The 20344-nt window shown below is 75.0% G+C and carries 16 protein-coding genes and 1 pseudogene; all 17 read left to right on the top strand.

From position 1 onward, the window contains the following. Nucleotides 1-610, top strand: a 610-nt coding sequence (fliN, locus tag MHY85_RS14550; RefSeq protein ID WP_239197487.1) for a flagellar motor switch protein FliN, incomplete at its 5' end; no start/stop codon positions are given. Further along, a complete protein-coding gene (gene fliO, locus MHY85_RS14545) occupies nucleotides 610-1326 on the top strand; it encodes a flagellar biosynthetic protein FliO (protein WP_239197485.1) in 717 nt (238 codons plus the stop codon). The genes fliN and fliO, both read left to right, overlap by 1 nt. 116 nt (nucleotides 1327-1442) lie before the next feature. After that, nucleotides 1443-2244: pseudogene (gene fliP, locus MHY85_RS14540) on the top strand (flagellar type III secretion system pore protein FliP). Then, nucleotides 2244-2516 (top strand): flagellar biosynthesis protein FliQ, encoded by a 273-nt coding sequence (fliQ, locus tag MHY85_RS14535; protein ID WP_154730868.1) that lies wholly within the window; start codon nucleotides 2244-2246, stop codon nucleotides 2514-2516. The pseudogene fliP and the gene fliQ overlap by 1 nt, the downstream one beginning before the upstream one ends. A 7-nt stretch (nucleotides 2517-2523) precedes the next feature. Then, entirely contained in the window at nucleotides 2524-3279 is a 756-nt protein-coding gene (locus MHY85_RS14530) for a flagellar biosynthetic protein FliR (RefSeq protein WP_239197483.1), read from the top strand. After that, nucleotides 3279-4436, top strand: coding sequence for a flagellar biosynthesis protein FlhB (locus MHY85_RS14525; RefSeq protein ID WP_239197481.1), 1158 nt, complete (start codon nucleotides 3279-3281; stop codon nucleotides 4434-4436). The genes MHY85_RS14530 and MHY85_RS14525 overlap by 1 nt, the downstream gene beginning before the upstream one ends. 58 nt (nucleotides 4437-4494) lie before the next feature. Next, nucleotides 4495-6558 carry a flagellar biosynthesis protein FlhA gene (gene flhA, locus MHY85_RS14520; protein WP_239197479.1) on the top strand — a complete coding sequence of 688 codons (2064 nt, stop codon included), beginning with the start codon at nucleotides 4495-4497 and terminating at the stop codon, nucleotides 6556-6558. Beyond that, the gene (locus MHY85_RS14515; protein WP_239197477.1) at nucleotides 6536-7852 is read left to right on the top strand and encodes a hypothetical protein; all 1317 of its coding nucleotides are present in this window, start codon (nucleotides 6536-6538) and stop codon (nucleotides 7850-7852) included. Before flhA ends, MHY85_RS14515 begins: the two co-directional genes overlap by 23 nt. Before the next feature lie 204 nt (nucleotides 7853-8056). Continuing rightward, nucleotides 8057-8341, top strand: a complete 285-nt coding sequence (gene csrA / locus MHY85_RS14510) for a carbon storage regulator CsrA (protein ID WP_239197475.1) — start codon at nucleotides 8057-8059, stop codon at nucleotides 8339-8341. Nucleotides 8342-8534: 193 nt separating this feature from the next. After that, nucleotides 8535-10910 (top strand): chemotaxis protein CheA, encoded by a 2376-nt coding sequence (locus tag MHY85_RS14505; protein ID WP_255733385.1) that lies wholly within the window; start codon nucleotides 8535-8537, stop codon nucleotides 10908-10910. Then, entirely contained in the window at nucleotides 10907-11323 is a 417-nt protein-coding gene (locus tag MHY85_RS14500; RefSeq protein WP_154728810.1) for a chemotaxis protein CheW, read from the top strand. Before MHY85_RS14505 ends, MHY85_RS14500 begins: the two co-directional genes overlap by 4 nt. Nucleotides 11324-11543: 220 nt before the next feature. Next, the gene (locus MHY85_RS14495; RefSeq protein WP_239197471.1) at nucleotides 11544-13145 is read left to right on the top strand and encodes a methyl-accepting chemotaxis protein; all 1602 of its coding nucleotides are present in this window, start codon (nucleotides 11544-11546) and stop codon (nucleotides 13143-13145) included. Between the two features lie 157 nt (nucleotides 13146-13302). Continuing rightward, nucleotides 13303-15033 carry a methyl-accepting chemotaxis protein gene (locus MHY85_RS14490; RefSeq protein WP_239197469.1) on the top strand — a complete coding sequence of 577 codons (1731 nt, stop codon included), beginning with the start codon at nucleotides 13303-13305 and terminating at the stop codon, nucleotides 15031-15033. Between the two features lie 241 nt (nucleotides 15034-15274). After that, nucleotides 15275-16879 (top strand): methyl-accepting chemotaxis protein, encoded by a 1605-nt coding sequence (locus MHY85_RS14485; RefSeq protein ID WP_239197467.1) that lies wholly within the window; start codon nucleotides 15275-15277, stop codon nucleotides 16877-16879. Between the two features lie 167 nt (nucleotides 16880-17046). Then, on the top strand, nucleotides 17047-18186 hold the full coding sequence (chvE, locus tag MHY85_RS14480) for a multiple monosaccharide ABC transporter substrate-binding protein (RefSeq protein ID WP_239197465.1): 1140 nt from the start codon (nucleotides 17047-17049) through the stop codon (nucleotides 18184-18186). Beyond that, nucleotides 18186-19817, top strand: a complete 1632-nt coding sequence (locus MHY85_RS14475; protein ID WP_239197463.1) for a methyl-accepting chemotaxis protein — start codon at nucleotides 18186-18188, stop codon at nucleotides 19815-19817. Before chvE ends, MHY85_RS14475 begins: the two co-directional genes overlap by 1 nt. A 103-nt stretch (nucleotides 19818-19920) precedes the next feature. Beyond that, nucleotides 19921-20344, top strand: a 424-nt coding sequence (locus tag MHY85_RS14470) for a response regulator (protein WP_239197461.1), incomplete at its 3' end; no start/stop codon positions are given.

Genomic DNA, 20344 nt, shown 5'->3' with positions numbered 1-20344 from the left:
GGCCCCGGCCGGCGCCCGCCCCGCCGACGACGCGCTGGCGGTCGTCGCCTCGTTCGTCGGCCCGAACAGCGCCGACGTGGTGCTGGTCGCCGACGAGGCCGTGCGCGAGGCGCTGGCCGCGGGTGCGCCGGACGGCAGCCCGCTCGACCTGGCCGCCGCGCTGCGCCCGGCCCTGGAGGCGGCGGTCGCCGAGCTCGGCGCCGGCGTGCTGGAGGCCGCGCGCACCGAGCCCGTCGCCACCGCGCTGCCGGCGGACGCCCACCTGGTCGCCCTGACCACCGACGAGGGCGTGCAGGCCTGGTTCGGGATGCGGCTGCGCACCGAGCCGACCGCGAAGGTCCCCGGCGTGCCGACCCAGCGCGCCAGCCTGAACGTGCTCTACGACGTCGAGATGACGCTGACCGCCGAGCTCGGCCGCACCAAGCTGCCGGTCCGCCAGGTCCTCGAGCTGACCCCGGGCGCCGTCCTGGAGCTCGACCGGGCCGCCGGCAGCCCCGCCGACGTCATGGTCAACGGCCGGCTCATCGCCCGCGGCGAGGTCGTCGTGATCGACGAGGAGTTCGGCATCCGCATCACCGAGATCGCCCGTGGTGAGGACGGCAGCATCTGATGGACACCGTCGTCCTGGGCCTGCGCGTCCTCCTGGCGCTCGCGTGCGTGATCGGCCTGATCTGGGTCCTCGCGCGCCGCGCCGGGTGGGGCAAGGGCCGCCGCCGGCCCGCGGGCCCGGCCGTCGAGGTGGTGGGGCGCCAGGCGCTCGGCCGCCACGCCGGCGTCGTGGTCGTCGCGGTCGGCGAGCGCCGGCTGCTGCTCGGCTACGGCGAGCAGAACGTCACCATGCTGACCGAGCTGGACGCCGTCGCCGACGAGGAGACCGCGGAGGACGGGGCCGACGCCCCCGCCGCCCCCGCGCCGCTCACCCTCGGGGCGCTCGCCGCGGCCGTGCTGCCGACGCCGCGGCGCGCCCGGGGCGCCGTCGCGGTGCCGCAGGCCACCGCCGCGGACACGACCGCCCCGGTGGCCGACGCCGCGCCCGCGTTCGAGGACGCGCTCGCCGCCGCCACCGCCGCCTCGTCGGCCTCCGCCGCCGCGTCCGCCGCCGCGCTCGCCGCGGCGTCCTCGGCCTCGGGTCCCGGCGCCGCGGTGCCCGGGCTCGTGGGCCTGGAGGTCGCCGATGTCGACCCCGCCCGCATCGAGCGCCTCGCCGCGCCCGCCGCCGGCGCCCCGCAGGCCGCGCCGCACGGCGCGCTGCACGGCTCCGTGCTCGCCCCGTCCACGTGGAAGCAGGCCGTCGCGGTGCTGCGGGAGCGGACGGTGCGCCGGTGACCGCCGACCTGACCGCGCGCCCCGCCGCCGAGACCGCCGACGTGGACCTCGTGCTGTCCGGCGCCCGCGCCGAGGCCCTCGCGGCTGCCGACGCCGCGGACCGGCGCCGCTGGCCGCTGGTCGTCCTGGCGGTGCTGGCGCTCGTCGTCGCCCTGGTCGTCCTGGGCTCCGGCGCGGCGCACGCCGCGCCGACCCCGCCCGAGGGCCCCGCCGCGCCGACCGGCCCCGCGGACCCCGGCACCGGCGAGGTGTCGGTGGCGATCAACGGCGTGAACGGCACCCCCCAGCAGCTCGATCGTCGTGCTCATCGGCATCACGCTGCTGTCGGTGGCGCCGTCGCTGCTGCTGATGATGACCGGCTTCACCAAGATCTTCGTCGTGCTGTCCCTCACCCGGAACGCGCTCGGCCTGACGACCGTGCCGCCGAACCAGGTGATCGCCGGCCTCGCGCTGTTCCTCAGCCTGTTCGTGATGGCCCCGGTGCTGTCCGACGTCAACACCGACGCGGTGCAGCCCTACCTCGACGGCAGCATGGACTTCCAGACGGCGCTGGACGCCGGCTCGGTCCCGCTGCGCGAGTACATGCTCGGGCACACCCGCGAGGCGGACCTGGCGCTGATCACCCGGGCGGCCGACCAGCCGAACCCGGAGGACCCGTCCGCGGTCCCGATGCTCACGCTGATCCCCGCGTTCATGCTCTCGGAGCTGCGCTCGGCGTTCATCATCGGGTTCGTCATCTTCATCCCGTTCCTCGTCATCGACCTGGTCGTGTCCTCGGTCCTGATGAGCATGGGCATGATGATGCTGCCGCCCGTCATGGTGTCGCTGCCGTTCAAGCTGCTGCTGTTCGTGCTCGTCGACGGGTGGGGCCTCATCGTGACCGCCCTGATCGGCGCCGCGTCGGGCGGTGGTGGCTGATGGACACCTCGGCCGTCCTCGACATCGGGCTGGACGCCCTGATCATCGCCGCGAAGCTCTCGGCCCCGGTGCTCGTCACCGCGCTGGTCGTCGGGTTCGCCGTCTCCCTGGTGCAGTCGGTCACGCAGATCCAGGAGGTGACGCTGTCCTTCGTGCCGAAGGCCATCGCCGCCGCCGTGGCGCTGCTGGTCTGCGGGCACTGGATGATCGCGGAGCTCGTGACGTTCACGCACCAGCTCTTCGAGCGCATCCCCGCGCTGCTCGGGGGCTGACCGCGCGATGGACGTGACCCTCTCCCTGGCCGCCGTGCAGACCGCGATGCTCGCGGGCGTCCGGTTCGCCGCGTTCCTGATGATCGCGCCGCCGTTCGCGCACCGCGGGATCCCGGGCGCCGTCAAGGCGATGCTGGCGGTCGGGCTGGCGCTCGCCGTGCTGCCCCGCCTGGACCTCGTCGCGACGGAGTCCACGGGGGAGTTCGTCGGGGACCTGGTGCTGGAGGCCGTCGTCGGCGCCGCGCTGGGCTTCCTCGTCTCGCTGGTGTTCTCGGCCGTGCAGGCCGCGGGCAACCTGATCGACCTGTTCGGCGGGTTCCAGCTCGCCCAGGCGTTCGACCCGCAGAACATGACCTCCGGCGCGCAGTTCTCCCGGCTGTACAACATGACCTGCCTGGTCCTGCTGTTCGTGTCGGGCGCCTACCAGCTGCTGATCGGCGGGCTCGCGCGGTCCTTCGACGCCGTGCCGCCGGGCACCGGGCTGGACCTCGCGGCGATGGGCCAGGCGGTCACCACCGGGCTGTCCGACATGTTCCTCGCGGCGCTGCAGATCGGCGGCCCGCTGCTGGTCGTGCTGTTCCTCACCGACGTGGGCCTGGGCCTGCTGACCCGGGTGTCCCCGGCGCTCAACGCCTTCGCCATGGGCTTCCCGCTGAAGATCTTGATGACCGTGACGTTCGCCGGCTTCGCGTACCTGGCCCTGCCGGGCGTCGTCGACGACCTGGCCCGCAAGGCCGTCGAGGCCGTCCTCGGGGTCGCCTGATGGCCGGGGGCGGGGACGGCGGGGAGAAGACCGAGAAGGCCACAGCCCAGCGGATGAAGGAGGTCCACCGGGACGGGAAGCTCTCCCGGTCCCAGGACCTCACCGCCTGGGTGGGCCTGGCCGCCGCGGCGGTCATGCTGCCGAGCACCGCGAGCCGCGCCGCCGACGCCGCGCGCGACCAGCTCGCCGCCGTCCGGGAGGCCATCGCCGCGCCCGACGCCGGCACGGTCGTCGACCTGCTCGGCGACGGCCTGTGGTCCGTCGTCGGGACGCTCGGCCCGCTGATGGCCGTCGTCGCCTTCGTGATCATCGCCGTGGCGGTCGCGCAGGGCGGCGTGCACGTCAAGAAGTTCAAGCCGAACGTCACGCAGTTCAACCCGGTGTCCGGGGCCAAGCGGCTGTTCGGCGCGAACGCGTGGTGGGAGGGCGCCAAGACCCTGCTCAAGACCGCGGTCGTCGGCGTCGTCCTCTACGCCGCCGTGCAGGCCCTGGTGCCGCAGCTCATGGGCACGGGCCGCATCCCGCTCGAGCACATGCTGGGCGTCGCCGGCTCCGGCGTGAAGCAGCTGATCATCTGGGGCATCGGGGCCGGCGTGCTGCTCGCCGCGATCGACCTGCTCGTCGTCGTGCGCCGCAACCGCAAGCAGACGCGCATGTCGAAGCAGGAGATCAAGGAGGAGAACAAGCGCACGGAGGGCGACCCGCTGGTCAAGGGCCAGATCCGGTCCAAGCAGATGGCGATGAGCCGCAACCGGATGATGGCCGCGGTCGCCGACGCCGACGTCGTCATCGTCAACCCGACGCACGTCGCGGTGGCGCTCAAGTACACCCCCGGCACCGGCGCCCCGCGGCTCGTCGCCAAGGGCGCGGGCGCCGTCGCCGCCAAGATCCGCGCCCGCGCCACCGAGCACCGCGTGCCGATGGTCGAGGACGTCCCCCTGGCCCGGGCGCTGCACGCCGCGTGCGCCGTGGACGCCGAGATCCCCGCCTACCTGTTCACCGCGGTCGCCCGCGTGCTCGCGTTCGTCATGCAGCTCAAGCGGCGCGGCGCGGCGATGGGCAAGCACACCATGCCGGGCGGCTCGGTCGCCCCGGACGACGTCCCGACCACCGTCGCTGGTGCCCGCCGGCGAGCGCGCCAGGAGAAGACCGCATGACCGGCCCGTTCCTGCCGATGACCAGAGCAGTACCCGCCACCACCGACGAGGACCTCCGATGAAGAACCGGCAGATCTCCCAGCTCGCCGTCCCGGTGGGCGTGGTGGGCATCGTGCTGCTGCTGGTGGTGCCGCTGCCCGCCGCGGTGCTCGACGTGCTCATCGCCGTGAACATCACGGCCGCGCTCGTCATCCTGCTCACCAGCATGTACGTGCAGAAGCCGCTGGACTTCAGCGTGTTCCCGTCGCTGATCCTGGTGTTCACGCTGTTCCGGCTGGGGCTCAACGTCGCGTCCACCCGGCTGGTGCTGCGCGACGGCTACGCCGGGGCCGTGATCGACGCGTTCGGGCACTTCGTGGTCGGCGGGTCGCTGGTCATCGGGCTGGTGATCTTCCTGATCCTGGTGGTCATCCAGTTCGTGGTCATCACCAACGGCGCCGGCCGCGTGGCCGAGGTCGGCGCGCGGTTCACCCTCGACGCGATGCCCGGCAAGCAGATGGCGATCGACGCCGACCTGAACTCCGGCCTGATCGACGAGGACACCGCCCGCAGGCGCCGCGCGGAGGTCACCGCGGAGGCCGACTTCTACGGCGCGATGGACGGTGGCTCGAAGTTCGTCAAGGGCGACGCCATCGCGGGCATCATCATCACGCTGATCAACCTGATCGGCGGGTTCGTCATCGGCATGGTCCAGATGGGCCTGTCCGTCACCGAGTCGCTCGAGCGGTTCAGCCTGCTGACCATCGGCGACGGCCTGGTCACCCAGATCCCCGCCCTGCTGCTGTCGGTGTCCACCGGCATCGTCGTCACCCGGGCCACGGCCGAGGGCGACATGGGCACCGCGGCGTCCAAGCAGCTGTCCCAGTCCCGGACCGCCCTGCTGATCGCCGGCTGCGGCGCGCTCGCGCTGGCCCTGCTGCCCGGCATGCCGAAGCTGCCGTTCGTGCTGGTCGGCGCCGGCCTGATCGTCGTGGCCCAGCGCATCAAGGCCTCGCAGGCCAAGGAGGCCGCCGCCGCGGAGCTCGCCGCCGCCTCGACGGCCACCGCCGCGCCCACCAGCAACGACACCCCCGAGGCGCTCATCGAGCAGATGCGGGTGCACACCCTGGAGATCCTGCTGGCGCCCGACCTGGTCGACATGGTCGGCAACGGCCCGGACCAGGACCTGCTGCACCGCGTGCGCGGCCTGCGCCGCAAGATCGCGATGGAGCTCGGCATCGTCGTCCCGCCGGTCCGCACCCGGGACTCCGTCGACCTGCCCCGGTCCACCTACGTCGTGCGCATCGCCGGCGTCGAGGTGGGCCGCGGCGAGGTGCCGCCCGGGCGCATCCTGGCGCTGGGCGACGACCTGGCCGCGCTGCCCGGGCAGTCGGTCGTGGAGCCGGTGTTCGGCCTGCCGGGCAAGTGGGTCGCCGCCGAGCTCCGGCACGCCGCCGAGATGGCCGGCGCGACCGTCGTCGACCGGGTGTCGGTGCTCATCACGCACCTCGGCTCGATCATCACCCGGAACGCGCCGCGGCTGCTCGGCCGCGAGGACGTCCGGGTGCTCACCGAGGGCGTCAAGCAGGTCAACCCGTCCGTGGTCGAGGAGCTGGTGCCCGGCCTGCTGACGCTCGGCGAGGTGCAGCGCGTGCTGCAGGGGCTGCTCGCCGAGGAGGTGCCGATCCGCGACCTGTCCCGGATCTACGAGGCGCTCACGCTGCGCGCCAAGGTCGGCACCGACCCCGAGGGTCTGGTCGAGGCCGCGCGCGGCGCGCTCGGCCCGGCGCTGTCCGCGCAGTACGTGCAGGACGGCGCGCTCCGGGTCCTCACGCTCGACCCGGTCTTCGAGCAGTCCCTCGTCGAGGCCCTGCGCCCGTCGGAGTCCGGCACCCAGATCGTCACCGACCCCACCCGCCTGGAGGCGATGCTGGAGCGGCTGCGCGCGCAGGTCGCCGACGCGGAGGCCACCGGCCGGTCCGTCGTGCTCGTCTGCGCCCCCGCGCTGCGGCCGGCGCTGCGCAAGGTGGTCATCCTGGCGCTCGACCGGCTGCCGGTGCTGTCCTACGCCGAGGTCACCGGCGGCGGCGTCCGGATCGAGACCGTCGGGGTGGTGAGCGGTGCCCACGCGATTGCTGCTTGAGGGCGCCGACCTGGCCGAGCTCATGGTGCACGTCCGCGCCGAGTTCGGCCCGACGGCGCGGATCGTGCGCGCCGAGCGGGTCCGCACCGGCGGGCTCGCCGGGTTCTTCGCGCGGGAGCGGTACGAGCTGACGATCGACGTGCCCGACGCGCCGCCCGCGCCCACCACCGGGCTGCTGCGGCGCCGGGGCGTCACGGTGGGCGCGGCGGGCCCGGGCTCCGGCGGCGCCGGCGGGGCGGCGGGGATCGACGCGCTGCTCGCCGCCGCGGACGCCGCGGACGCGGGGCCGGACGGGTTCGGGCCCGCCGGCTCGGACGTGCTCCCGCCCGCGCGACCGGGGTCGGTGCCGGAGGCGCCGCCGCGGGTGTCGACGGGTGAGGAGTCCTTCGCCTCCGTGCTGGAGCAGATGCGGGCGATGACCGGGGCCGTGGCGCCCGACCACCACCTGGAGGTGCCGCCGCCCGCGGCGGGCCGGCCCGCGGCGGCACCCGTGGACGCCGCGGGCCGCACCTTCGAGCCCGCCGCGCCCCCGGTCCTGCCCGCGCCCGCACCGGTGCCCGCCGTGGAGCGCGTCGCGCCGGGTGCCGCTGCCGCTGCCGGTGCCGGCGGCGGTGCCGGTGCCGGTGCGGCGTCGGGCGGGGTGCCGCGCGCCGCGCTCGCCGAGCTCGGCGTGCCCGCCCCGCTGCTGGCCGCGGTCGGCGACGGGCCGGTCGAGCTCGCGCGGCTGCTGGCCGCCGTGCCCGCCGCGCCGCCGGTCCCGCGCGACCCCGGGACGGTGCTCGTCGTCGCCGGGCCGCCGGAGGACGCCGCCCGCGTCGCCGAGCTGCTGGCCCTGCGCTCGGGCTCCGGCCCGGTGGTGCTGGCCGGGGACGCGGACGCGGCGTCGGCCGGGTCGGCCCCCGGCCGCCGGCTGACCACGCCGGCGGCCGCCTCCCGGTGGCGCGCCGAGCTGCCCGCCGCGGACGGCGTCACCCTGGTGGCGCTCGGCGTCCGCCCGGGACGCGCGCGCGAGGACGCCGCCGCCGAGCTGCTCGCCGCCCTCGGTCCCGACCAGGCCTGGGGCGTCGTCGACGCGCGCAGCAAGACCCGGGACTGCGCCCGGTGGATCGCGGGCGTCGGCGCGCGCCGGCCGCTGGACGCGCTCGCCGTGGGCGGGCTGTTCGACACCAGCGAGCCCGGCACGGTGCTGGGCCTCGGCGTCCCGGTCGCCTGGATCGACGGGGTGCCCGCGTCCCGGGTCGCGTGGGCCGCGGCCCTGGGCGAGCACCTCCCCGAGGGCACCGTCTGGGGCTGACCGCCCCGTCGGCCCCGGCGCGGGCGGCTCCCGGGTCTCCGCCCGCTCGTCGCGCCACCACCCGATCGGTCGGGTGGTGGCGCGACATCCGCCGGAGAACGGGCGGGGTCGCGCGCGAGCGGCCCGGGCCGGGAGGGCGCGCCGGGCGGCGCCGGGCGTGGGCGGTGCGCCGGCCGCTTGCGCGCGGAAGGTAGGGTCGGCGCCATGCTGGTGCTGAGCAGACGAGTCGGCGAGCGACTCGTGATCGGGGACGACATCGTCGTGACCGTGATCGAGGTGCGCAGCGACGGCGTCCGCCTCGGCATCGACGCCCCGCGCTCCGTCGCCGTGCACCGCGCCGAGGTGCTGGAGGCCGTCACGGCCGCGAACCTCGCGGCCACCGACGCCGGCGACGACGCGGTCGAGTCCCTGCGCGGCCTGGTCGCGGGCCAGCCCGCCCCGGCGGCCGACCCGGAGCCGGGCACGGACGAGGACCGCCCCGGCCGCTGACGGCCGGGCGCCCGCCGCGGCGCCCTCCCTCGGCGGCACCCCCGCGCTCCCGGTGCGCCCTGCTCCGCCGCGACGCCCCCGGTGCGCGCCCGGCCACCCGTCCGGGTGACGGCCGCGCGGCGGGTGAAGGCGCGTGCCCGCCGATCCTCACCACAGACGGGTCCGCACCCGGTAGGAGGCAGCAGTGGAGGACATGGACGAGATCGTCCGCGAGTTCCTCGTGGAGAGCCACGAGAACCTCGACCAGCTCGACCAGGACCTGGTGGCCCTGGAGAGCGAACCGGGGTCGCGCTCGCTCATCGCGAGCGTGTTCCGGACGATCCACACGATCAAGGGAACCAGCGGGTTCCTCGCGTTCTCGCGCCTGGAGCGCGTGGCCCACGCGGGGGAGAACCTGCTGGTCGAGCTGCGCGACGGCCGCCGGTCCATGGACCAGGCGACCACCGACGTGCTGCTGCGCCTGGTGGACACGATCCGCGAGATCCTGCGCGCGATCGAGGTCGAGGGCGGCGAGGGCGGGGTCGAGATCGACGCGGTGATCGCGGCGATCGAGGCGATCCAGGCGGTCGAGCCCGGCGCCGAGCCGGCCGCCGAGGCCGCGCCCGAGCCGGCCGCCGCGCCCGTCGAGCCCGACCCCGCGCCCGTGGCGGCGGCCCCCGTGGCGGCGAGCCCCGTGGCGGCGACGCCCGTGGCGGCCACCGACGCGCCGCCGGCGGTGGTCCCGGCGCCCGCGCCGGCCCCGGCGGTCGAGGCGGTCGCCCCGGCCCCGGCACCCGCGCCGCCGGCCCCGGCCCCGAGCCCGGCCGCCGCCGCGGCCCCGGCCGAGGAGCTCGGCTCGCTGCGCGCCGGCGCCGCCGACGCCTCGATCCGCGTCGACGTCGACCTGCTCGACGCCCTCATGCGCCAGGTCGGGGAGCTGGTGCTGGCCCGCAACCAGATCAGCCGGCTGGCGGGCGGCACCGACGACGTCGACCTCGCCCGCTCCGCGCAGCGCCTCAACCTCATCGCCGGCGAGCTGCAGGAGGGGGTCATGAAGACCCGCATGCAGCCCATCGAGCACCTGTGGTCCAAGATGCCGCGCATGGTCCGCGACGTCGCGGCGGCCTGCCACCGCGAGGTGCAGCTGGAGCTGTCCGGTGGGGACACCGAGCTCGACCGCAGCCTGCTGGAGGCCGTGAAGGACCCGCTGACGCACCTGGTGCGCAACGCGGTCGACCACGGCATCGAGGCCTCCGCCGACCGCGTCGCCGCGGGCAAGCAGCCCAAGGGCGTCCTGGCGCTGCGCGCGTACCACGCGTCCGGCCAGGTGGTCGTGGAGGTCGCCGACGACGGCCGGGGCATCGACCCGGAGAAGATCGGCGCCAAGGCTGTCCAGAAGGGCCTGCGCACGGCCGACCAGGTCGCGTCGATGGGCCAGGCGGACCTGCTGCAGCTGCTGTTCCTGCCCGGCTTCTCGACGGCCGAGGCGGTCACCAACGTGTCCGGCCGCGGCGTCGGCATGGACGTCGTCCGCACCAAGATCGAGGCGATCGGCGGTGCCGTCGAGGTCGACTCGGCGGTGGGCCGCGGCACCACGTGGCGGCTGCGCATCCCGCTGACGCTGGCGATCATGCCGGCGCTCACCGTGGAGTGCACCGGCGACCTGTACGCGATCCCGCAGGTCAACCTGCTGGAGCTCGTCGCGCTCGACTCGCAGCGCTCGGAGTCCGGCATCGAGCACATCCACGAGGCGGCCGTGTACCGGCTGCGCGGGGAGCTGCTGCCGCTGGTGTCGCTCTCGGAGGTCCTGGAGGTCGGCGGGGAGCGCCCGGAGAACGCGGTCATCGCCGTGGTCCAGTCGGACCAGCAGCGGTTCGGCCTGCTGGTCGACCGGGTGCTGAACACCGAGGAGATCGTGGTCAAGCCGCTGTCCGCCCGCCTCAAGGCGATCGGCGCGTACTCGGGCGCGACCGTGCTCGGCGACGGCCACGTCGCCCTCATCCTGGACGTGCAGGCCATCGCCCGCCGCGCCCTGGCCGGCGAGCTCGACGTCGCCGCCCGCGACGCGCACGACAACGCCGCGGCGAACGCGGTCCGCGACACCCAGCAGGTCCTGGTCGTCGGGATCGGCGGCGGCCGCCAGGTCGCCATGCCGCTCGCGTCGGTCGCCCGCCTGGAGCACGTGCAGGCCGACCAGGTCGAGTACGTCGGCGGCCGGGAGGTCGTGCAGTACCGCGGCACGATCCTGCCGCTGGCCCGGCTCGACCGGATCCTCGGCGCCTACGGGTCCGAGGAGTCGTCCGAGCTGCTGCTCGTCGTCTACAGCCGCGCGGGCCGCAGCGTCGGCCTCGTGGTCAAGGAGATCGTCGACATCGTCGACGACGACTCGGCCCGGCACTCCGACATCGAGGACGCCGGCCTGGTCGGCTCCACGGTGCTGGGGGAGAAGGTCACCGAGCTGCTGGACGTGCGCCGCGCGATCCTCGCCGCCGACGCGGCGTTCTACGACGAGCGGCCCGAGCACCGCTCCACGTACGACGACCTCCCGACGCAGGTCGGCGGGTCCGAGCTGGTGGGAGCCACCCGATGAGCCAGTACGTCACGTTCAGCCTCGGCGGCAGCCTGTACGGCGTCGACGTCACGCGGGTGCAGGAGGCGCTGCGCTCGCACGTCCGCACCCGCGTGCCGCTGGCCCCGCCCGGGGTCGCCGGGCTGGTGAACCTGCGCGGCCAGGTCGTCCTCACGGTCGACCTGCGCCCCCGCCTCGGCCTCGAGCCGCTGGGCGAGGACGCGGAGCCGATGATGGTCGTCGTCCAGGTGGCGGGCGAGCCCGTCAGCCTCCTGGTCGACGAGATCGGCGACGTCATGGAGGTCGGCCCCGAGACGTTCGAGGCCCCGCCGGAGACGCTGGACGCCGCCCTGCGGCCGCTGATCCTCGGCGCGCACAAGCTCGACGGCCGGCTGCTGCTGGTCCTGGACGTGGACCAGGCCACCGCGGCCTGACGCCCGCGCGCAGCCGGACCCGCGAGGGGCCCGGGCCGACCTCCTCCCCGGTGGTCGGCCCGGGCCCCTCGCGTCGTCCCGGCTGCAAAGCGCTTCACTTCACCCGCCGAGGACGGTCACGCAGGTCAGCGCGCTGCCGATGGGAGGGGCGTCCCGGCGACGCGTCCGGCCCGCGCTCAGCCGCGCGGGTCGCGTCGCCCCCGCACGCAGTGGAGCGTCCATGTCCCGAACCGTCACCGCCCCGTCCCGCGCCCGCGGGCTGCGGCTGTCCATCGCCGGCAAGGTGCTCGGCCTGCTCGCCGCCTCCGGGCTCGTCGCCGTGCTCGTCGTGATCGCCGCCGCGACCAGCCTGGTCCAGCTGCGCGACGAGGTCGCGAAGGAGGGCGCCTACGTCGCCCAGCTCGGCCAGGTCAGCGACCTGCAGCGCGCGCTCCAGGCGGGGCGGGCCCGGATGGTCGAGTACCCGGCGGCATCGACGGACGTGCGCGCGGACCTGCGCGACCAGCTGGACGAGTACATCGCGAAGATCCAGGAGCAGCAGGCCGCGTACGACGACCTGGCGGTGAACGACCAGGCGTGGTCCGACTTCGACTCGGGCTGGAACGAGATGGTCCGCCTCGCGCAGGACGAGCTGTTCCCGATGGCCGACGACGGCGACGTGGCCGGGGCGGCGGCCTTCTACCGCGCGCAGATCCTGCCGCAGACCACGATCGCCGCGGACGCGATCGCCCTGGAGAACCAGTCGGTGGCCGAGGTCGCCGACGCGAGCACCGACGCGGCGTCCGCGCTGGTGACGCGCACCATCGTGACGGTGGTCGTGCTGCTCGTCGCCGGCCTGGCGGTCGTGCTGGCCGTGGGCTTCGCCGTGTCGCGGCGGCTCGCGCAGGGCGCCGGCCAGGTGCGGCACGCGCTCGAGGCGATGGCCGAGGGCGACCTCACGGTCCGCGCCGACGTCCGCACCGCCGACGAGCTCGGTGACATGGCCCGGTCCCTCGCCACGGCCCAGGGCAGCCTGCGCGGCGTGGTGTCGGGCGTCGTCGAGACCGCGCAGACGGTGGCGGCGGCGGCCGAGGAGCTGTCGGCGGCGTCCACCCAGGTGGTGGCGGGGTCGGACGAGACGTCGGCGCAGGCGGGGGTCGTGGCGGCGGCTGCGGAGCAGGTGTCGCGGAACGTGCAGACGGTGGCCGCGGGTGCCGAGCAGATGGGGGCCTCGATCCGGGAGATCGCGCAGAACGCCTCGCAGGCGGCGAAGGTCGCGGGTCAGGCGACGGACGCGGCGGCGGTGACGAACGAGCAGGTGGCGCGGCTGGGGGCGTCGTCCCAGGAGATCGGGAACGTCGTCAAGGTCATCACGAGCATCGCGGAGCAGACGAACCTGCTGGCGCTGAACGCGACGATCGAGGCGGCGCGGGCCGGGGAGGCGGGCAAGGGCTTCGCGGTGGTGGCCGGGGAGGTCAAGGAGCTGGCGCAGGAGACGGCCAAGGCGACCGAGGACATCGCGCGGCGGGTGGAGGCGATCCAGGCGGACACCAGCGGCGCGGTGGGGGCGATCGGGGAGATCAGCCACATCATCGCGAGCATCAACGACTACCAGCTGACCATCGCCTCGGCCGTGGAGGAGCAGACCGCCACGACCACGGAGATGTCCCGGTCGGTGGCCGAGGCGGCCACGGGCTCGGGGGAGATCGCCACGAACATCACCGGGGTGGCCTCGGCCGCGACCCAGTCCTCCCAGACGCTGAACCAGATGGGCGACTCCATCGGCGAGCTGGCCCGGCTGTCCGAGGACCTGCGCGGACGCGTGGCCCGCTTCACCTACTGAGCACCCCCGCACGCACCGGCCGCGGCGACCCCGACGAGGGGGCGCCGCGGCCGGTCGTCGTTCACCGCGGGTTCACCCCGGGCAGCCGCTCACGCGGGTGCCCGCCCGGTCGATCAGATGCCCAGCAGGGGACGACACCGAGGAACGAGGACCCACCATGAGCGTCACCACGACGTCGAGGCAGCCGCGCACGGCCGTCCTCGACCGCGTGCCCACGCCGCGCGGCCCGGGCGGGTCCGCGCCCGCGCGCACCCCCGGCACTCCCACCCCCCGCGCGACCGGCGGCAACCGTGCGACGGCGCTGTTCGTCGACCGCGGCGTCCGCACCAAGATCCTGCTGCTGCTGGCCCTCGTGGTCGCGGTGGTCGCCGGCACCGGCACCTTCGCCTCCGTGCGCATGAGCTCCCTCGCGGACGACACCGGCACCGTGCAGGGCGTGGCCTCCGACGTCATCGCGCCGCTGGCCGTGGTGCACCAGGAGGAGATCAAGGCGCGCATGGTCATCGCCGAGGCGGGCGCGGGCGAGTCGACGACCGAGGCCGACCAGCAGGAGGCCCTGGACGAGATCGCCGCGACGGACGCGGACCTGCAGGCCGCGGCGGACGCGTTCGAGGAGGGCCTCGGCGGCGTCGAGGTGCCGGGCTGGGCCGACTTCCAGGCCGCGTGGGCGCAGTACCGGCAGATCCGGGACGAGCAGCTGGTGCCGGCGGCCTTCGCCGGCGACGACGTCGCGTTCGACGCTGTCAACGAGGGCGAGGCCCGGGCCGCGGTCGACGCGATGATCGCCGGCCTCGACGCCGCCGAGAAGAGCGCGGACGACTTCCTGCGGCAGACCGCCGACAGCGCCGAGGCGCAGGCGACCGCCGGTGCCCGGGTGCTGGTGATCGTGCTGTCCCTGGGCGTGCTGCTGGTCGCCGGCGTCGGCCTGGTGATCGCCCAGGTGATCCGGCGCCAGGTGACCGAGGTGCAGCGCGCGGTCGAGGCGATGGCCGAGGGGGACCTGACGGTCGTGCCGGCGGTCGACTCCGCCGACGAGCTCGGCCAGATGGCCCGGGCCGTGACCCGCGCGCAGGAGAACCTGCGCGCCACCGTGTCGGGCGTCGTCGAGACGGCGCAGACCGTGGCCGCCGCGGCCGAGGAGCTGTCCGCCGCGTCGCACCAGGTGGTCGCCGGCTCCGACGAGACCTCCGCGCAGGCCGGCGTCGTCGCCGCCGCGGCGGAGCAGGTGTCCCGGAACGTGCAGACGGTCGCCGCGGGCGCCGAGCAGATGGGCGCCAGCATCCGCGAGATCGCCCAGAACTCCACGCAGGCCGCGAAGATCGCGGGCCAGGCCACCGACGTCGCCCAGTCGACCAACGACCAGGTCGCCCGCCTCGGGGTCTCCAGCCAGGAGATCGGCAACGTCGTCAAGGTCATCACGAGCATCGCGGAGCAGACGAACCTGCTCGCCCTGAACGCGACGATCGAGGCCGCGCGCGCCGGGGAGGCCGGCAAGGGCTTCGCGGTCGTGGCCGGCGAGGTCAAGGAGCTCGCCCAGGAGACCGCCAAGGCGACCGAGGACATCGCGCGCCGGGTCGAGGCCATCCAGGGCGACACGACCGGGGCCGTGGCGGCGATCAGCGAGATCTCGTCGATCATCGCGTCGATCAACGACTACCAGCTGACGATCGCCAGCGCGGTCGAGGAGCAGACGGCGACGACCAACGAGATGTCCCGGTCGGTCGCCGAGGCGGCCACCGGCTCCGGGGAGATCGCCACGAACATCACCGGGGTCGCCGCGGCGGCCGCGGAGTCGTCGCAGACGCTGAACCAGATGGGCGGCGCGATCGGCGAGCTCGCCCGGATGTCCGAGGACCTGCGCGCCCGGGTGGCGGGCTTCCGCTACTGACCCCGCCCGGTGGCCCCCGCCCGGTGGGGGCCACCACGCCGAGCGAGCAGTCGACACGGCGTGGGGGCCACCACCGGATGCTCGCTCGACGTGTCGACTGCCCACTCGGCGCGCGGGGGCGGCGCCCGCCGGGCCGCCCGTCGGCGCCGATTCCACCCGGCGGTCGCCGTGGAACCGCTCGCGCTCCCGCGGCGGCGGCCGATGGGGAGGACGTAGGTCCCCCTCGACGAAGGAACGACAGATGAGCGTGCAGCACGACGGCTCCCCTCGGCGGCTCTGGGCCGACCGTCCGGTGCTGGTCAAGATCCTCACCGCGGTGCTCGTGATGGTGGCGATGACCGCGGTCGTGACCGCCGTGGCGATCGGCTCCCTGCGCACCCTGCGCGCGGACGCCGCCGAGATGTACTCCGGCAACGTGACGCCGCTGCAGCAGCTCACCGAGATCCAGCGCTCGTTCCAGGGCGACCGCGCCCGCGTCATCCAGTACGGCATCGCGGACGCCGAGATCCGCGCCACGCTCGCGGACGAGCTCACCGAGCGCCAGGCCGACCTCGCCGCGCAGATCGAGGAGTACCGGGCCAACGCGGTCAGCCAGGACGACGTCGACACGATGGTCGCGGCCCTGGACGACTACTACGCGGCGGCCGAGGACACGCTGTTCCCGATGGCCGACGCCGGGGACACCGAGCAGTTCGGCACCTACTTCAACGACACCGTGCGCCCGCTGACGACCGCGGTGCTGGACGCGATGCAGGTCGAGACCACCTCGCAGGGGGACCAGGCGGCGGCGCTCGCGGAGGAGACCGACGCCCTGGGCGCCCGCTCGGTGTGGATCACGGTGCTGGTCGCGCTGGTCGGCGCGGTGGCCGCGTCCGCCCTGGCGTTCGTGGTGGCGCGGGGCATCGTCCGGCGGATCGGCGGCGTGTCGCACGCGCTCTCCGCGGCCGGCGACGGTGACCTGACCGTGCCGTCCGGCGTGACGGGGCGGGACGAGATCGGGACCCTCGCGGTCGACCTCGAGCGCACCCAGACCAGCCTGCGCGGCCTGGTGTCCGGCGTGGTCGAGACCGCTCAGACCGTGGCCGCGGCCGCCGAGGAGCTGTCCGTCGCGTCGCACCAGGTGGTCGCCGGCTCCGACGAGACCTCGGCGCAGGCCGGCGTCGTCGCGGCCGCGGCCGAGCAGGTCTCCCGCAACGTGCAGACGGTGGCGGCGGGCGCCGAGGAGATGGGCGCCTCGATCCGCGAGATCGCGCAGAACGCCTCGCAGGCGGCCAAGGTCGCGGGCCAGGCCACCGACGTCGCCGCCGCCACGAACGACCAGGTCACCCGGCTCGGGGAGTCGAGCCAGGAGATCGGCAACGTCGTCAAGGCCATCACCAGCATCGCCGAGCAGACGAACCTGCTGGCGCTGAACGCGACGATCGAGGCGGCGCGCGCGGGCGAGGCGGGCAAGGGCTTCGCGGTCGTGGCCGGGGAGGTCAAGGAGCTCGCGCAGGAGACCGCCAAGGCCACCGAGGACATCGTCCGCCGGGTCGAGGCCATCCAGGCGGAGACCGGCGCCGCCGTGACCGCGATCGGCGAGATCTCCCACATCATCGCCAGCATCAACGACTACCAGCTGACCATCGCCTCGGCCGTGGAGGAGCAGACCGCCACGACCACGGAGATGTCCCGGTCGGTGGCCGAGGCGGCCACGGGCTCGGGCGAGATCGCCACGAACATCACGGGCGTGGCGTCGGCGACGGCGACCTCCTCGCAGACGCTCGGCCAGATGGGCGACTCGATCGGCGAGCTCGCGCGCATGTCCGAGGACCTGCGCGGCCGGGTCTCCCGCTTCACCTACTGACGGACCCGTCGCCCGCACGAGGCCGCCCGGGTCCCGCACCCGGGCGGCCTCGCGCGTGTTCACCCGCCGTTTCCCCGCGCGAGCGCTCACATCGCCGCGGTCGCGGTCGATCCGAGGGGCACGGCAGCGCCAGGGGGCGCCGCGCCGGATCGGACGAGGGAGTCGAGATGAGGCACGGGAAGCGTCACCGTGCGGGGAATGCGCTCGCCGCGTCCCTCGCCCTGGTGGCGGTGGCGGTGGCGACGGTCGCGGGCTGCGGGTCCGCGGACCCGGGAGCGGGCGGTGGCGCCGGCGAGGACGGCCGGCCCCTGGTCGGCGTGGCGATGCCCACGACGACCTCCGAGCGGTGGATCGCGGACGGCGAGAACGTCCAGGACCAGCTGCAGGCGCTCGGCTACGACGTCGACCTGGAGTACGCCGAGAACGACGTGCCGACCCAGGTCCAGCAGCTCGAGGACATGATCGCCGCCGGCGCCGACGCGCTGGTGATCGGCTCCATCGACGGCGTCGCGCTCAAGGACGTCCTCGGTGAGGCCGCCGACGCCGGCATCCCGGTGATCGCCTACGACCGGCTGATCCGCGAGTCGCCCGACGTGGCCTACTACGCGACCTTCGACAACGCCCGGGTCGGCGTCCTGCAGGCCACGCAGCTGCTGCAGGGCCTCGGCGTCCTCGACGCCGGCGGCGAGCCCACCGGCGCGACCGGCCCCTACAACGTCGAGCTGTTCGCCGGGTCGACGGACGACAACAACGCGTCGGTGTTCTACAGCGGCGCGATGCAGGTGCTGCAGCCGTACCTCGACTCCGGGGTGCTCGTCGTGCCGTCCGGCGAGACGGACTTCGAGACGATCGCGACCGCCGCCTGGGACCCGAAGAACGCCACCGCCCGGATGCAGACCCTGCTCCCGCGGTACGCGGACCGGCGCCTGGACGGCGTGCTGTCCCCGTACGACGGCATCTCCATCGCGATCCTGGACGCGGTCAAGGGCATCGGCTACGGCTCGGCCGACCAGCCGCTGCCGGTCGTGACCGGCCAGGACGCCGAGCTGGCGTCCGCGAAGTCGATCGCGGCGGGGGAGCAGTACGGCACGGTCTACAAGGACACCCGCCAGCTCGCGGAGGTCGCGGTCTCGATGGTGCGCGCGCTGCTGGACGGCGCGGAGCCCGAGACCAACGACAACGCCTCGTACGACAACGGCGTGAAGGTCGTGCCGTCGTACCTGCTGGCGCCGCAGGTGGTCACGGGGCAGAACTACCGCCAGGTCCTCGTGGACGGCGGCTACTACACGGCGGAGGAGCTGGGCTGATGCGCACCACCGACCACACCCCGGCCGGCGCGGCCCGCCGGAACCGCGCGTCCTGGTTCTGGGACCGCCCGATCGCGCTGAAGATCGCCGTCTCGCTGCTGGTGCTCGGCGGCACGTTCGCCCTCGTCGGCGGCGTCGGCGCCGTGGCGCTGTACCGCGCGGGCCAGCACCTGGAGGAGATGTCCGGCCTGACCGGCGACCTGCAGTCGGCGATGTCCGAGCTGCGCACCGCCCAGACCCGCAGCCACCTGCTGGTGCACCGCGCCGCCGAGGCGACGGACGAGTCCGTGCGGGCGCAGCTGCTGGAGTCCTCCGCGTGGAACGACCGGGACGTCGCCGCCCAGATCGAGGCCATCGACGCCTACCCGCAGTCCGGCACCCGGCAGTGGGCGGACTTCGTGGACCGCTGGGACGCGTGGGTCACCTACCGCGACGGCACGCTGCTGCCGTTCGTCCAGGCGGGCGACCTGCCGGGGCTGCGGACCGCGCTCGCCGCCGACGCCTCGGCCGACCCCGACTGGGCGGGCCGCGCCCTCGCGCTCGCGCAGGGCCAGGTCGACGCGCAGGTGGACCAGATCCTCGCGGACAGCCGCGCGGAGGTGGACCGGACGATCGTCGCGCTCGTCGCCGCGTTCGTGGTCGGCGCCGCCCTGTCCGGGCTGCTGGCCGTGCTGGTCATCCGCCGGATCACCCGGGCGGTGCGCAGCGTGCAGGGCTCGCTCGAGGCGATGGCCGACGGCGACCTCACCGTGCCGGCCGAGGTGCCGTGGCACGACGAGACGGGCCGGATGGCCGACGCGCTCGGCCAGGCGCAGGAGTCGCTGCGCACGACGCTCGCGGGTGTGGTGGACGCGGCCGGCTCGGTCGAGACGACCGCCGCCAGCCTCACCGCGTCGAACGGCGACGTGGTGGCGGGCTCCCAGGAGACCTCCGCGCAGGCCGGGGTGGTCGCCGCGGCCGCCGAGGAGGTGTCCCGCAACGTGCAGGCGGTCGCCGCCGGCGCCGAGCAGATGGGCGCGTCCATCCGGGAGATCGCCCAGAACGCCTCGCACGCCGCCAAGGTGGCGAGCCAGGCGACCGACGTGGCCGCCGCCACCAACGAGCAGGTGGCCCGCCTGGGCTCGTCGTCCCAGGAGATCGGGAACGTCGTCAAGGTCATCACCAGCATCGCGGAGCAGACCAACCTGCTGGCGCTGAACGCGACGATCGAGGCCGCGCGCGCCGGGGAGGCCGGCAAGGGCTTCGCGGTCGTCGCCGGCGAGGTCAAGGAGCTCGCCCAGGAGACCGCCAAGGCCACGGAGGACATCGCCCGCCGGGTCGAGGCCATCCAGAACGACACCTCGGCGGCCGTCACGGCGATCGGGGAGATCTCCCAGATCATCGCGAGCATCAACGACTACCAGCTCACCATCGCCAGCGCGGTGGAGGAGCAGACGGCGACCACCAACGAGATGTCGCGCTCCGTCGCGGAGGCCGCGACGGGGTCGGGTGAGATCGCCACCAACATCACCGGCGTCGCGGGTGCCGCGGCGCGTTCCGCGGATGTCCTCGGGGCGGTGTCCTCGCAGGTCAGGGACCTCGCGTCGCTGTCCGCGGACCTGCACGAGCGGGTCGCCCGTTTCACCTACTGACGGCGCCCACCGGGCCGCCCCGGCGGCTCAGGAACCGGCCGCACCGACCGATCAGAACCACGAACCCGGCCGGTGCGGCCGGTCCGCGTGTAAGGGGAACTTCGTGACCAGGATCCGTGTGCTGGTGGTCGACGACTCGGTCGTCGTCCGCCGGCTGGTGACGGACTCGCTCTCGCGCGACCCCGACATCGAGGTGGTGGGCTTCGCCTCCAACGGGCGCATCGCGCTCGCCAAGGTCGACCAGCTGGCACCCGACCTCGTCACCATGGACATCGAGATGCCGGAGATGAACGGCATCGAGGCGGTGCGCGCGCTGCGCCGCAACCGGCACACCATGCCGATCATCATGTTCTCCACGCTCACCGAGCGCGGCGCGTCCGCCACCCTGGACGCCCTCGTGGTGGGGGGGGGGGGGGGCGCCCCCCCGCGCGCCCCCGCGCGCCCCGCGGGCGCGGGCGCGCCCGCCCCCCGCCCGCCCCCCCCCCGGGCGGGGGGGCGGGGGGCGGGGGCGCGCGGGGCCGCCGCGC

The organism is Cellulomonas sp. ACRRI, assembly GCF_022346185.1.
GTDB lineage: Bacteria > Actinomycetota > Actinomycetes > Actinomycetales > Cellulomonadaceae > Cellulomonas.
The sequence above is the reverse complement of the archived record's forward strand: the minus strand, read 5'-3'. Positions and strand labels throughout refer to the sequence as shown.

Excerpts from the sequence above, each read along its gene's own strand:
- fliO (WP_239197485.1), top strand. The coding sequence starts at position 610 with ATGGACACCGTCGTCCTGGGCCTGCGCGTCCTCCTGGCGCTCGCGTGC.
- fliQ (WP_154730868.1), top strand. The coding sequence starts at position 2,244 with ATGGACACCTCGGCCGTCCTCGACATCGGGCTGGACGCCCTGATCATC.
- MHY85_RS14530 (WP_239197483.1), top strand. The coding sequence starts at position 2,524 with ATGGACGTGACCCTCTCCCTGGCCGCCGTGCAGACCGCGATGCTCGCG.
- MHY85_RS14525 (WP_239197481.1), top strand. The coding sequence starts at position 3,279 with ATGGCCGGGGGCGGGGACGGCGGGGAGAAGACCGAGAAGGCCACAGCC.
- flhA (WP_239197479.1), top strand. The coding sequence starts at position 4,495 with ATGAAGAACCGGCAGATCTCCCAGCTCGCCGTCCCGGTGGGCGTGGTG.
- csrA (WP_239197475.1), top strand. The coding sequence starts at position 8,057 with ATGCTGGTGCTGAGCAGACGAGTCGGCGAGCGACTCGTGATCGGGGAC.
- MHY85_RS14505 (WP_255733385.1), top strand. The coding sequence starts at position 8,535 with ATGGACGAGATCGTCCGCGAGTTCCTCGTGGAGAGCCACGAGAACCTC.
- MHY85_RS14500 (WP_154728810.1), top strand. The coding sequence starts at position 10,907 with ATGAGCCAGTACGTCACGTTCAGCCTCGGCGGCAGCCTGTACGGCGTC.
- MHY85_RS14495 (WP_239197471.1), top strand. The coding sequence starts at position 11,544 with ATGTCCCGAACCGTCACCGCCCCGTCCCGCGCCCGCGGGCTGCGGCTG.
- MHY85_RS14490 (WP_239197469.1), top strand. The coding sequence starts at position 13,303 with ATGAGCGTCACCACGACGTCGAGGCAGCCGCGCACGGCCGTCCTCGAC.
- MHY85_RS14485 (WP_239197467.1), top strand. The coding sequence starts at position 15,275 with ATGAGCGTGCAGCACGACGGCTCCCCTCGGCGGCTCTGGGCCGACCGT.
- chvE (WP_239197465.1), top strand. The coding sequence starts at position 17,047 with ATGAGGCACGGGAAGCGTCACCGTGCGGGGAATGCGCTCGCCGCGTCC.
- MHY85_RS14475 (WP_239197463.1), top strand. The coding sequence starts at position 18,186 with ATGCGCACCACCGACCACACCCCGGCCGGCGCGGCCCGCCGGAACCGC.